Annotated in this window: 13 protein-coding genes; 7 read left to right on the top strand and 6 right to left on the bottom strand. The window is 56.8% G+C overall.

The window, feature by feature from the left end; all coding sequences use genetic code 11:
• Positions 1–6: 6 nt before the first annotated feature.
• Positions 7–1,392 carry a VWA domain-containing protein gene (locus tag FKG94_RS04495; RefSeq protein ID WP_142902987.1) on the top strand — a complete coding sequence of 462 codons (1,386 nt, stop codon included), beginning with the start codon at positions 7–9 and terminating at the stop codon, positions 1,390–1,392.
• Between the two features lie 34 nt (positions 1,393–1,426).
• On the opposite strand, the gene FKG94_RS04490 is transcribed toward FKG94_RS04495, so the two are convergent.
• The 3 genes from FKG94_RS04490 to FKG94_RS04480 all read right to left on the bottom strand — a co-directional run bounded on the left by FKG94_RS04490 (position 1,427) and on the right by FKG94_RS04480 (position 5,381).
• Positions 1,427–2,386 carry a VanZ family protein gene (locus tag FKG94_RS04490; RefSeq protein WP_179957486.1) on the bottom strand — a complete coding sequence of 320 codons (960 nt, stop codon included), beginning with the start codon at positions 2,384–2,386 and terminating at the stop codon, positions 1,427–1,429.
• 87 nt (positions 2,387–2,473) lie between these two features.
• On the bottom strand, positions 2,474–3,904 hold the full coding sequence (locus tag FKG94_RS04485; RefSeq protein WP_142902985.1) for an MATE family efflux transporter: 1,431 nt from the start codon (positions 3,902–3,904) through the stop codon (positions 2,474–2,476).
• A gap of 550 nt (positions 3,905–4,454) precedes the next feature.
• Positions 4,455–5,381, bottom strand: coding sequence for a LysR family transcriptional regulator (locus tag FKG94_RS04480; RefSeq protein WP_142902984.1), 927 nt, complete (start codon positions 5,379–5,381; stop codon positions 4,455–4,457).
• Positions 5,382–5,664: 283 nt separating this feature from the next.
• On the opposite strand from FKG94_RS04480, the gene panB reads away from it, so the two are divergent.
• The 3 genes from panB to FKG94_RS04465 all read left to right on the top strand — a co-directional run bounded on the left by panB (position 5,665) and on the right by FKG94_RS04465 (position 8,601).
• On the top strand, positions 5,665–6,501 hold the full coding sequence (gene panB / locus FKG94_RS04475) for a 3-methyl-2-oxobutanoate hydroxymethyltransferase (protein ID WP_142902983.1): 837 nt from the start codon (positions 5,665–5,667) through the stop codon (positions 6,499–6,501).
• A gap of 221 nt (positions 6,502–6,722) precedes the next feature.
• Entirely contained in the window at positions 6,723–7,196 is a 474-nt protein-coding gene (locus tag FKG94_RS04470) for a methylglyoxal synthase (RefSeq protein WP_142902982.1), read from the top strand.
• 34 nt (positions 7,197–7,230) lie between these two features.
• Complete coding sequence (locus tag FKG94_RS04465) at positions 7,231–8,601, top strand: class II fumarate hydratase (protein WP_142902981.1); 1,371 nt, start codon at positions 7,231–7,233, stop codon at positions 8,599–8,601.
• A 376-nt stretch (positions 8,602–8,977) separates the two neighbouring features.
• Here FKG94_RS04465 and FKG94_RS04460 read toward each other — a convergent pair whose 3' ends face one another.
• The 3 genes from FKG94_RS04460 to FKG94_RS29695 all read right to left on the bottom strand — a co-directional run bounded on the left by FKG94_RS04460 (position 8,978) and on the right by FKG94_RS29695 (position 10,458).
• A complete protein-coding gene (locus tag FKG94_RS04460; protein WP_425460028.1) occupies positions 8,978–9,247 on the bottom strand; it encodes a CPXCG motif-containing cysteine-rich protein in 270 nt (89 codons plus the stop codon).
• A 257-nt stretch (positions 9,248–9,504) separates the two neighbouring features.
• Positions 9,505–9,882, bottom strand: a complete 378-nt coding sequence (locus FKG94_RS04455; RefSeq protein WP_142902979.1) for a VOC family protein — start codon at positions 9,880–9,882, stop codon at positions 9,505–9,507.
• Between the two features lie 375 nt (positions 9,883–10,257).
• On the bottom strand, positions 10,258–10,458 hold the full coding sequence (locus FKG94_RS29695; RefSeq protein ID WP_246124924.1) for a hypothetical protein: 201 nt from the start codon (positions 10,456–10,458) through the stop codon (positions 10,258–10,260).
• 792 nt (positions 10,459–11,250) lie between these two features.
• Between FKG94_RS29695 and FKG94_RS04440 the strand changes: the two genes are divergently transcribed.
• From FKG94_RS04440 to FKG94_RS04430, 3 genes are all read left to right on the top strand, one after another.
• Positions 11,251–11,463, top strand: a complete 213-nt coding sequence (locus FKG94_RS04440; protein WP_142902978.1) for a hypothetical protein — start codon at positions 11,251–11,253, stop codon at positions 11,461–11,463.
• Complete coding sequence (locus tag FKG94_RS04435; protein WP_142902977.1) at positions 11,463–11,786, top strand: YbjQ family protein; 324 nt, start codon at positions 11,463–11,465, stop codon at positions 11,784–11,786. Before FKG94_RS04440 ends, FKG94_RS04435 begins: the two co-directional genes overlap by 1 nt.
• A gap of 484 nt (positions 11,787–12,270) precedes the next feature.
• Positions 12,271–12,981, top strand: a complete 711-nt coding sequence (locus FKG94_RS04430) for a hypothetical protein (protein WP_218943427.1) — start codon at positions 12,271–12,273, stop codon at positions 12,979–12,981.
• Positions 12,982–13,002: the final 21 nt, after the last annotated feature.

Raw genomic sequence — 13,002 nt, 5'->3', positions numbered from 1 at the left:
CGCGCCATGCAGCAGGTCTTAAATGAATTTATCGTTGCGCTGCGCCAGTCCGATGTGGGTGTATCGCCGGCAGAGACATTGGATGCTCTGCATACCCTGAAGATAATTGGTCTCGATGACCGGCCGCGCCTGAAAACGGCGTTGGGTCTGGTACTGGCTAAATCGCAAGACCAGAAATATCTGTACGAACAATTGTTCGACCGCTACTTTCAGGTTCCGGGTGCGCCCGGGGCGGAAGTTGATGAGCCGGTCGGTGCTGACGCCACTGCGGCGCAAAACCCCGAGGACCCGATGCCGCTGATCGCGGACGGCGACGCCGCCGCTGCGGTTGTCTCCGCGTTGGGCCGGCAATTGCTCGATGGCGATGCCGCCGAACTCTCCCTGGCGGTGGCGACGGCGGCGCGGGAGGCCGGGGTCAACCAAATTCAGGTGTTTACCCAAAAGAGTCGCTACAGCTATGACGTGTTACAGCGGTTGGGCATGGATGCCTTAAACCGCGAAATCAATACCTTGAATCAGAACCCTGCAGACCTCGGGCAGCAGCTGTTGCTGACCAGGCTGCAGCACCGTCGCCAGCAACTGGTCGATCAGGTCAAAGACTATGTGGAACAACAGTACCTGTTGTTTGCCGGGCAACAGGGCAGGCGTTTACAGGACGAGTCGTTGCAGAAAGTCAGGCTCACCAATATCGATCTACACCACTACCAGCATATGACCAGGTTGGTGCGCAAAGCTGCCAAACAGTTGGCGGCGCAGCACGCCCGGCGCCGCAAGGTGGCGAAACGGGGCCTGTTGGATGTGCGCAGAACCATAGCTGCCAATGCGGCGTTCGACGGTATACAGTTTCGCACCCGCTGGAAGTCGGTGCGCATCGATCGGCCCAAGGTGGTGGCCATTTGTGATGTGAGCGGGTCGGTGAGCCGGGTCGCGCGTTTTCTGCTGTTGTTTCTCTATAGCCTGCAGGACGTTATGCCGCGGGTGCGATCTTTTGTTTTCACCGCCGCACTGACCGAGGTGACCGATTGCTTTGCCGAACTGGAGCTGGAAGCGGCGGTGTCAGACCTATTGAACAACTGGGGTAATATGTCTACGGACTACGGCCGGGCATTGCGGGAGCTGGACGCCCACCTGCTCAGCGATATCGACAACAAGACAACAGTGATCATGCTTGGCGATGCCCGCAACAATGACGCCGACGGCAATGCCGGGGTGTGGGAGCGGGTCTATCGGCGCAGCCGCCGGGTCATCTGGCTCAACCCGGAGAGTCGGGTCAGCTGGAATACCGGTGACTCCATTATGCGGGACTACGCCCCTTTCTGTTCGCAGGTGGAGCCGTGCAATTCACTGCGCGACCTGACGCGCATCTTCAGCCGGTTGCTGCGGCACAGTTGAACATAGCCCTACAGCCTATCCCCACAGCCTATCCCTACAACAACCTCACGTTATCAAAGAAAATCACCTTCTCGTGCCGGGGGCGATGCGAGAACCAGACCAGGGTGTGAACATTGCGCATATCCATATCGCGGCCGGCGGGTGCCTGCCGAACGGCCTCCAGGGGAATCGTATAACGGTTGACGCCGGGGTTGACGCGCAGTTGTCGATTGAATCGGTCGGCGTGTCTATAGTCGTGGGATTTATCGTGAATGCGCAGGGACAGGTCAAGGGGATCGGGGTTGGCCGAAAAGATTTCGAAAGACAGGAAGCGGTAGTCGCGCCAATCGGGATAGACCTCAACCAGGGCCAGGCCCGGCCAGGGCCCGCGACGGCGCAGTGTCAGCCGCGCCACCTGCGAAAGGTTTTGCGACCAGGCCGCCGGCGCCGGCACTATAGCGAGCTGGCTACCGTAGCTCGATGAGGCAAAGCGATTGACCCAGGGCGACTCGAAGGCGGCTATCACGGGAAACTGGCGGTCGCGTTGCAGTTGCCGGTACCACCACAAGGCGGGGTCGGTAAAGCTCGCCGCCAACAGCAGTAAACAGACAAACGCCGCGGTGGCGCGCAAGGGCAGGGACGAGCCGGGCCTGAAACTCGTCAACAGGCACAGTCCGATGCCGACGCCGGCCATATTCAGGGCGATATCTTTCCAGGAGGCCTGGCGGCCGATAAACGACTGCACCAGTTCCACTCCCACACCCAGCGCCAGACAGGCGAGTACAAACATAACGACCAGCGGGCGCAACGGGGCGGCTGTGTTTGCCGGGCGCATTGCCGGCAGTACGACGATCGTCAGCAGTGCAAACAGGCCCGCATGCCCGGCATTTTGCAGGGCTCGGGTAAAACGATCATCCCCGGGTAACTGCACTGTCAGCAGCACGGTGCCGAGAACGCCCAAACCGGCACCCATCAACAGCAGGCGGCCGCGGCTGAGCGGGAGTGAAGATTTCAATATCGCATCCATTCCATTCGTCTAGGCAAAATATCTTCCGGTTCCGGGTAGCAGGCCGTAATGCCATTCGGCGCAGGCCGGGCTATCTTACCGCACCTGGGCACTGAAACCATGGCCGGTCTGCGGCGGCAATATTCTGCGGCGGCTGAGTAGATAAAGCCTGGTCGAAAGAAACACTGCCGCCACCGAAAGCCCCAACACCAGTCCGATCCAAAACCCCCTGGCCTGCAGGGCCGGGCCAAACCAATCGGTCATGCCCAGACCATAGCCCAGCGGCAGGCACAGCAACCAGAACGCAACGACGGTCATCACCATGGGCACGGCGGTGTCTTTGTAACCGCGCAGGGCGCCGGCGCAGGTTACCTGCACGGCGTCGGTGAGCTGGAATACCGCCGCCAACACCAGCAGTTCCGCGGCCAGGCGCTGGACCTGGTACTCGGGGGTATACCAGGAGACGATGGTGGGTGCGAATACCCACAGGCAGACGGCGCTGACAGTGCCGTAAATCAGCGCCAGTGCGACGCCCGTAAACGCTGAAAAACGCGCTGCCAGCGGTTGCCCGGCGCCGCTCAAAAAACCCACGCGAATCGTCAGCGCCAGGCCGAGGCTGAGCGGTATCATAAAGACCAGGGATGCCACGTTCAGGGCGATCTGGTGCGATGCCACTACCACGGCGCCGTAAACGGCCAGAAACAGGGCGATCACGGAGAACATGCTGGATTCGACCAGGTAGCTGCAGCCGATCGGCACGCCGAGTTTCAACAAGGCCTTTATTTGCTGCCACTGCGGTGGGTGGACGCGGGTAAATAGCCATGTGCCTCGAAAACCGCGAGCCAGGGCCACATAGCCGATCATGACGGCAAAACTGACCCACAGCGCCGCGGCGCTGGCCCAGCCGCAACCGACGCCGCCAAACGCCGGAAAGCCCAACTTACCGTAGATCAAGACGTAGTTCAGCGGTACATTCACGGCCAGGCTGATAATGCTGGCGATCATTGCCGGGCGTGTCAGTGACAGGCCGTCGGCATAGGCGCGCAGGACATTGAAGCCGAGAATGGCGGGCATACCGAATGCCATCGCGTACAGGTAGCCGGCAGTGATGGGCCTTATCTCATCGTTGACGTTGATCCAGCCGAGCACCGGGTCGATATTGACCAGCAGCGCCACAATCAAAACGCTGGCGAGCAGGGATATCCAAAACCCCTGATAGACGGCCGGCGCTATCTCGTCGTCCTGTTGCGCACCCCGCGCGTGAGCGACAACCGGCGTCAACGCCATCAGGGTGCCGAGAGAAAAGAGAAAAATGGGAATCCACAGGCTGACGCCGATGGAGACGCCGGCCAGGTCCTGGGCGCTGGCGCGGCCGGACATAATCGTGTCGACCACGCCGGTGGCCATTTGCAGCAGTTGGGTGACGACGATCGGCCCGCCCAAGACCGCGAGCACCCGTATTTCCCCCTGCCAGCGTTGCCTGAGGGGCTGCCCCGCCTGGGGAATAGGTTGATGTTCCTGATCCATAAGTGTTAATTCACTGGGCTGTTTGACCTTTTTCCGTTGCACGAGCACACAACGGCCCTGTGACGCGCTAGGCGCGCCTCGGGATTAGCTATAACTAGAGAGAGGTTGTGCGTAGCGGTCGGTGGCGCGATTAGCGGCGCAGCATGGGGAAAGGTTTGTAAACTGTCATGGCTATACGTCCTTCTGACAATGCCTTTTACGGGCTAGCTTTTTACGGGCTGGCTTTTTACAGGGTACTTTTTTGCAAACTATACAGGGTACTTTTTTGCAAACTAACTGTTACGAGCTATCTATTACGAGCTATCTATTGACGCTACTTGCTGCGAGTCTGCTTGTAGGGTTGAGACTTGATCACAACAACTGAAGCCGGCAGTGCGCCCGTTGGGTACGGTACCATAACTGCCGATGGTAGATTCTAGACGGCTTTGGTTTTTTTTGAAACTATTTTTTCGGATTTTTGCACGTTATCCACACCCGGTGTCCAACGGCACTTGCTTGAGGCGTTTACTTCCTGGTGTTTTAGCAAAGAGGTGCCGATTGGCCGGTCCGCTCAGCGATTGACTTCACTATTTTTCTTCAGGTAGTGAGGGGCGATAGACGTATTGCCGGCAAACATCTCGATAAAATCCCTGGCTACTTTCGGCAGCGATTTCCACCGCCGCGATGCCCAACCAAACACCACCGGCGGCAGGCTCTCAATCGGGTAGATGGCAATGCTGTGCTGCTGCGCCAGGTGCTCGGCGTGCAGCGCCGGTGTCACCGCGCAGCCCAACCCCATACTGGCGAACAAAATCGCCGTATCCCAGTCGTCGACCGTGGTCGAGGTTTCCAGGTGAATACCGGCATCGAGCAGCAGCGATTCGAGCTGGCCCTGGGAGGTGGACGATTCCTTCAGGCGGATATAGGGGATACGTTTCAGGTCCTGCAGCGCCACCGTGTCCTTTTCACTCCAGGCCGCGGACTGCGGGGTTACCAGAACCCAGGGCATTTCCACGACGGGCCGCTGTTCGAGTCCGCGGATGGGGGTGCCCATGGTAACGAACGCGAGATCGGCCTGTTCGTTACGCAGGGCATCGATACAGCGGCGGTGAGAGTTGGCGGAGTGAAATTGCAATTGCACCTGGGGATAGCGCTCGCGAAAAGCGCTTACCACATCGGTCATAAAATGGCGGATGGTGGTGCTGCCGGTGGTGATACCCAGCGCGCCGGCTTCGCCGGCCTGCAGTTGCCTGACCTGGCGCACACCCAGTTTCAGCGTGCCCAGCCCCTCCACCACATGCTCGTAGAACAGTCGCCCGGCGGGCGTTACCGATACGCCGCGGGCGCGGCGCTCGAGCAGGGGAGTCCCCAGTTCGTTTTCCAGGCGGGTGATATGCTGGCTGACCGCCGGCTGGGTGCAGCCCAGGTCGCGGGCCACAGCGCTGAGGTTCTCCGCCTGGCAGACGGCGATAAAAATATCCAGGTCGTCGAGTGTCATTATCCGCTCCCCGCTCTCTGTCTAAAGGAGGATTCCAGAACCCGCATAACTCACCTCACAGTGGTCAGGCGAGTATAGAACGGCTTTCAAGTATAAGGGATTTCTAAGGGATACATACTAAATCCTATAATTGACTATGATCTTAGCATGGACCATTCTCGCGGCGTAGTTGAGATGGAGATAGTTGAGATGGAGATAGTTGAGATGGAGCGGAAGCCATTGAAACAGATCAATCCGAAACGACCACTTTTAGCGATACGCCGTTCACGGCAGCGGAGGTACTATGCAGCAATTCAAACCCATCAGGGTACCGGATATTGTCGGTCGCAAGGGCGGCCGCAAAATCGTTATGCTCACCGCCTATGACTTCACCATGGCGACCCTGCTCGACAGTCACGCCGATATACTGCTGGTGGGGGACACCCTGGGGTGTGTCGTGCAGGGACACGACACCACGCTCAAAGTGACGCTCGAACAGATGATTTATCACGCCGGGATGGTCAGCCGCGGTGCCCGGCAGGCGCTGGTGGTGGTCGATCTGCCGTTCGGCACCTATCAGCAGGGGCCGCCGCAGGCGCTGCAGGCTGCACTGCGCCTGCTCAAGGAAAGCGATGTGAGTGCGGTCAAGCTGGAGGGCGGAGGTAGGGTCTGTGATTCGGTGCGGGCCATCAGCGCGGCGGGCATTCCGGTGGTGGCGCACCTGGGGCTGACACCGCAATCGTTCCACGTGCTGGGTGGCAACAAGGTGCAGGCGCGGGAGTCGCAGGCGGCCGCGCAACTGCTGCGCGATGCCAGGGCGCTGGAAGAGGCGGGGGCCTTTGCCCTGGTATTGGAAGCCATTCCCGGCGAACTGGCCGGGGAGGTCAGCCGCTGCATCGGCATTCCCACCATTGGTATCGGCGCCGGGCCCGACTGTGATGGCCAGGTGCTGGTGATCAACGATATGGTCGGGTTCAATGCCGGCCCGGCGCCGATGCGGTTCAACAAGGAGTTCGGCGCGGTGCGGGAGGTGATCGATCAGGCCGCGACGGCGTTTGCGCGCGAGGTTCGGGCCGGAACTTTTCCTGCGCGCGAAAATACCTATGAGGCAGCGATCCCGTCCGGGGTCGCTGCGGGGTGACCGCCGGTTGCAGGCTGCGTCGCGATTAAAACGCAGCGCTTTTATCTGTTTATAATGGCGAAGTCCCCGAGGCTCCGGCATGGGTTGCTGCTGGTTGCAGCTGTGGGATTTCGACAGTAACAGGGTGTATCGGTAGCAACGGAGATTATCGGCCGGAATCGGCTTGCCGGTAGTCATGGTGCTGCCGGTGGCGACAGGACACTAGGCAGAGAGGTTAAGCCGTGCGTTACAAGCAGATCACATCTCCACCCCAAAAAAAAATCGCGCTGGTCGCCCACGATAACCGCAAAGCCGCTATGATCGACTGGTGTCGCAGCCACCGCGACCGCCTCCAGGCGCATCAACTGTTCGCCACCGGCACCACCGGCGCGCAGGTGGAGGCGGCCCTGGGGCTGCCGATCGACAAGCTGATCAGCGGCCCGATGGGGGGAGATCAGCAATTGGGCGCCATGATCAGCCAGGGCCATATCGATTTCCTCATCTTTTTCTGGGACCCCTTCGAACCCCTGCCTCACGACCCCGATGTCAAGGCACTATTGCGCATAGCCGCCGTGTGGAATATTCCCGTCGCCTGCAATCGCAGCTCCGCGGATCTGTTGATCGCCGCGCCGCAGATGGACTGCGCTTACAGTCGTGAGGTGCCGGACTACGAGGGTTATCTGGCCGAGCGAACCCGCGCTGATCAGCCGGGTTGAGCACCTGTCTCAGACACCTCCAGGACTTGCGATTATGACAGACACCCGTATCGAACGAGACAGCATGGGCGAGGTGGCGGTGCCCGCGACAGCGCTCTACGGAGCCCAGACCCAGCGCGCCGTCGATAACTTTCCGATCAGCGGGCAGCCGCTGCCGGCGGCGTTTATCCGCGCCCTGTTGCTGGTGAAAGGGGCTGCGGCCCGGGCCAATGTAGCCTTAGGGCAGTTGCCGCAGGCGCGGGGAGACGCCATCTCAAGCGCCTGCCAACAACTGCTGCAGCAGGATTTTATGGCCCATTTTCCCGTAGATGTGTTCCAGACCGGCTCCGGCACCAGCTCCAATATGAACGCCAATGAGGTGGTCGCCACCCTGGCGAGTCGTATTCTGGGGCAAGCGGTCAGTCCCAATGACGATGTGAATTGCGGTCAAAGCAGCAACGACGTGATTCCCACCACCATTCATGTCAGCGCGGCGTTGGGGTTGGTCAACGATTTACTGCCGGCTTTGCAGCATCTGGGTGAGGTGATCGATACCAAGGGGAAAGCCGTGCCGTATACCAAAACGGGACGCACGCACCTGATGGACGCGATGCCGGTGCGCCTCGATCAGGTGCTGTCCGGATGGGCGGCGCAGATAAGGCAGAACATCGAGCAGTTGCGGGGTTTGCAGTCCGCCGTTACCCGATTGGCGCAAGGGGGGACGGCGGTGGGCACCGGTGTCAACGCGCATCCGGATTTTGCCCGGCGTTTCTGTCGCGAGTTGAGCGATATGGCCGGTCTGGGGTTTACTCCCAGTGACAACTTCTTTGCCGCCATCGGTTCACAGGACACCGCGGTGGCGCTGTCGGGCCAGTTGAAGACCGCGGCGGTCACCCTGATGAAAATTGCCAACGATCTGCGCTGGATGAACTCCGGACCCCTGGCAGGGCTTGGCGAGATAGAACTCGAGGCGTTGCAGCCGGGGTCGTCGATTATGCCGGGCAAGGTCAACCCGGTCATTCCTGAAGCGGTGGCCATGGTCTGCGCCCAGGTTATCGGCAACGATACCGCGATCAGTATCGGCGGCCAGTCGGGCAACTTCGAACTCAATGTGATGTTGCCGATGATAGCCAACAATCTCTTGGGCAGTCTGCAACTGATGAGTGCCGCCGGCGGCCTGTTGGCGGACAAGGCGATTGCCTCTTTTGCTGTTAACGAGACCCGTTTGCAGCAGGCATTGACTCGCAATCCGGTTTTGGTCACGGCGTTAAATCCGGTAATCGGCTACCTGAAAGCGGCGGAAATTGCCAAGCAAGCCTATCGGGAGGAGCGTCCGATTGTCGATGTGGCGGAGGAGCAAACCGATTTGGGGCGCGCCGAACTGGAGCGGCTGCTGGACCCACAAAAGCTGACCCGCGGGGGATGACGGTAAGATAAAAAAGAAAACCAAAAGGGCCAGGTCGTGAGACCTGGCCCTGAATGGAGTTTCCCTAAGAGCCGTAGTCTGCGAGCTTCCTTTGTTCCATGACCGGTGTTGACTACCTTGAATATCCGTTGCGACCCTTTCCCTTGGAAAACCGTCCATAGCTTCTGCATCTCACTGACGCACAATCCTGCGAGTGAGGATGCTCCCTGATAGATGCGTCTCCTTTGCATCTTAAAGGTCGCTTCCCTTGACCCTACATGGCCTGGGGACGTCCGTGTGTACTTCCCTGTTACTGCGTATTGTCTCGCAGGAACGGTTGCTAGAATAGATGACAATGGCTGAAATCTCTGTGAGATATTTCCTACAAGAATGGGGACTAGATCACATCTGTTTCACTGAACAGGTCAACCGACTGCAGTTCACCGGCTTCGGTGACTGAAAATCGCACCTGAATTGGCCGGCAGCAGACCTCGCAGTCCTCTATGTAGGTTTGCGCGCCATCGGAGCAGTCCACCAGGAGCGAGATGGTTTCACCGCAGTAAGGGCAGCGATCCTGGTGTTCGGTCAACATAGGCGCCTCGTGGTCAGCATCGACGTGTAGTCCTGTTTGCCGGTGGATTGTGGGGTATTCCGGCCAAACTGTCATCTCTTTGCCTGGATGCGCGCGAGCGCCCGTCTGCCGGTGTGGTTGGCAGTTTTGCCTTTGATGTGCGCGATCTCGAAGGCGAACTGCCGGAGTTTGACCGCTTCTCACTGGGTAAGTCGTGCGGTCGATGGCCAGTGAACCACGGCTTGAATGGCATTCTCTCCTGGCGAGCCCCCTTTCGCTATTAGCCCAACCGGAACTCTGGGGCTTTTCGCCCGCAGGGTCCGGTTATTCGCGGCCTTTGAGGTATCAGATACCTATTTATTTGAATGCAGCCCGAACATATTTCCTTCGGTGTCTATGGCAAGCGTGCAGAAACCGTGATCGCCAATCGACATTTTTGCCTGTTGGATTTTACCGCCGGCAGCTTCTACTCTCGCCTCTTCCACTGCGCAGTCCTCGCAGGAAAAATATACTATTGTGCTGTTTGCTCCTGCGGCAAACCCCTCCATTTTGACCAGCGCACCGGCAGCGCCATAATTTTCGTAATCTGAAGAAAAAGCCCACATCTCCGCGTTGGCATCCGTAGGGTCACTCAGTCTTTCCAGAGTCGTGTCAAAGATTGCCTGATAAAAGTTTTTAGCTCTTTCGATATCGTCTACATAAAGTTCAAACCAGCCGACCGGATTGCTCATTTTGCCACCCTTTGAGTTTTTTGATTGGTTTAAGTGCCCAACGCTACGCGGCGACCGGTGCGACATGGAGAGAATCCAGTGCGCCGTTTGTGTATAGACACCATGTTATGCCTTTATATTTTACCTCTGTACAGATCTTCTACCGGGAAAATCATTGTGTAGTCATCCCAATTCAGGTTTCCGTCAACCAGTTCGTATGTTAGAAAACCACTTTCAGTCTTGTACTTATCATAGTCCGGATGTCCGTTCGAAAAAATGAACTGGGCAAAATCTACTATCTACTAGTTGTACATGACCATCATTGAAAGTTAGTTCGAGAATATGGGACTTATATGTCTTACGGAACTAACCAATAACTCGGACACTTCTCACCTTCTAAGTGATGACTTTTGGTGCCATCGACTTTTTCTTGACAAAGTAGTCTACCCATTTGTTGGCAATTTCTTCCGCGTAAACGTTCACGAACTGCTCAAAGTCTTTTCGCTTTGCGGGTTCCAAACCAGGACCTTTGTCTTTCAGTACGATTTTGCTTATTTTTCTGTAAAAAACGGATTTCAGCCTTTGTCTCCTTTCCATCGTATTTTCCATGTACATGGATCGGTTCATGTTCATTGCTGTAAAAAAATAGAACAATTCCAAGTTACTCGTATAGTTTTGGCATGAATATCTCCCTTTAAACAAATGCACGATTTCGCACGACGTTTTTGCAAAACATTGCAACTAGCGCCATGCAAGCGTTCTGAAAAACGTCATCGCGCTGTACGCTACGGGCAAGGCTTTTGACTTGAGTATAAAATTCCTTTTAATATCAGTTTCTTAGGTCAATTTTCTGAATGCGTCATGCTTATAAACACATCAAATCGCCTCCAATGTTGGCGATACGAATTATTTATTGCAATGCTGTGTTTTTAGACAGTGTTCAGGCTCGCGAGAGTCCGGGGGTAGAGCCCTTTTTCCTCACTTAAGTCAGTATTGTTCATGCTGTGTGCTATGGTGTCCGTACAGAAAAACATGCCCTGTATCGGATCATCCACTATACCCACTTTTTTAAGGACCGGCAGTATCTGTTTTTCGAGAGCCGTACGAGCCGGGCTCAAGTCTGGCGAAGGGACGGCGCCGTCAGGTCGGTGACAAACGTGCACCGCATCCTGCAAAGCGATGGATGACCCGCACTTGTCTGCGGACGGGCTCCGGTCTTGCAAAGATTTGTAAAAATACCCTTTGGCGCGGTATTTGCTGCTACCGCTTTTCGCTGAATCCAGGGTATAGTCATCCACCTCAGCTTGGTATGGCTGGCCTGTCGGCCAGTAGACAAGTTTGTGTTTTTATCACGTAACTGTATTACAGAGAGAAAGGCGGGTAACTACTATGGATAACTACGAGAAAATTGGTTACTCATTACTTGCCATCATAGCCGCTCTCTACCTGGCGGCAATGCTGTTTGGCATAGTTGCTGCGTTTCCCTACGGGATTATCGGCCTGGTGTTGCTTGGCGGTGTCGGTGTTCTGCTGCTGAAAGTTGTAAGAGAACGGTTAAACAACAAAGAAGATGACTATTACTCAAAAAAGGTCGATAAATAATGCTGATAACCACCCAGGATGAACTGTCTGACTATGAAATTACCGAAACCATCGGTCTGGTGCGCGGCAATACCATCAGAGCCAGACATGTCGGTAAAGATATACTGGCGGGACTGAGAACACTCGTGGGCGGTGAGATTACCGAATATACAAAAATGCTCGCCGAGTCCAGGGAACAGGCCATTGACAGGATGATCGCCGAAGCGCAGGCAAAAGGTGCTGATGCGATAATGGCGATGCGATTTACGACTTCACCGGTTATGCAGGGCTCAGCGGAATTATTAGCCTATGGCACCGCGGTAAAACTTAAACCCAAGCGCTAATCAGCTTTGCGTGCGCGAGGCTGCTGGTAGCGACCCCGAGTCCTTTATCGTTTTTCTCGCGCGGACCCGGAGTTTTGGATCTTGCGGGCGGAAGATCACTGGGTTTTACAGCCGGGTGCGTTGTAGGTGTTGATATAAGCCTATAGATAGATATTGGGGAGTAATTGGGAAACCTTACGGAATATACGCTGTAAAATCTCCCCTGTTTTGTTCAATCTCGCGTCGATTCAATCATGTCGAACCAACCCCAGAAACAGGGCCGACAACCTGGTTGCCAGGCTGCATAGAAGATCCCACTGGCGCTATCGTTCATCTGGGCCGGCCCGGCGTCGGGCATCGCCGCCGTCTTTAATCAGGGCTCCAGATTTCACCTGTGTCTTTGTTTCTCCCTCAGTTGGATTGAATTTATGCGGGGAGGCAGTACAATAAAACCCATTGTTATAAATATAAGCCATTTTGTATAGGTTGTCGCTGGTCTCAAAAAATGCTGTCTGCCTACGAGTTGACCCTGCTGATTCATATCCTCCTGTTCTGTTACTGGCTCGGTGGTGATGTGGGCGTGTTTTACTCGAGCCGCTTTGTCGTCGACCCGCGTCTCTGCCGTGAGACCCGCTTGACTGCCGCCAGGATTATGCTCGGTTGCGATCTGATCCCGAAAATCTGCATGAGCTTAATGCTGACCGCCGGCGGCCTGCTCACTGAGTTCAACGGTATTGCCCACCCACCCTGGCAGATGGCGGCCATCGTACTGCTGGGTCCGGTGTGGCTGAGCCTGGTACTGGTGCTGCATTTCAAGCACAACGCCGCTTTTATTCCGGCGTTGACCCGCATTGACTTCCACTTTCGCTGGCTGGTGATCCTGGCCCTGGTGGTCTCCTGCATCTATTCAATCACCAGCGGGCGACTGGCCGAGGCCCCCTGGGTGGTGGCGAAACTGCTGGCCTTTGCTTTTCTGATTTTCTGCGGTCTGATGATCCGCGTTAACCTGAAAGGCTTCAGCGCCACCTATGCCAAGCTGGTGCGGGATAGTTACACCGACGCCGACAACCAACTGATGATCCGCAGTCTCGCGCGGGTAAAGCCCTGGGTCATCACCATCTGGGTGGTCCTGGTGGTGCAGGCGGTCCTGGGTATCGCCAAGCCCGGCGCGACCTCGCCACCGGTGCCAACCGGCGCCGCCCTGGTGGCCAAGTAGGCTGGCGGAAGGACCCGTACC

Source organism: Exilibacterium tricleocarpae (genome assembly GCF_007004655.1).
Classification (GTDB): domain Bacteria; phylum Pseudomonadota; class Gammaproteobacteria; order Pseudomonadales; family Cellvibrionaceae; genus Exilibacterium; species Exilibacterium tricleocarpae.
The sequence above is the reverse complement of the archived record's forward strand: the minus strand, read 5'-3'. Positions and strand labels throughout refer to the sequence as shown.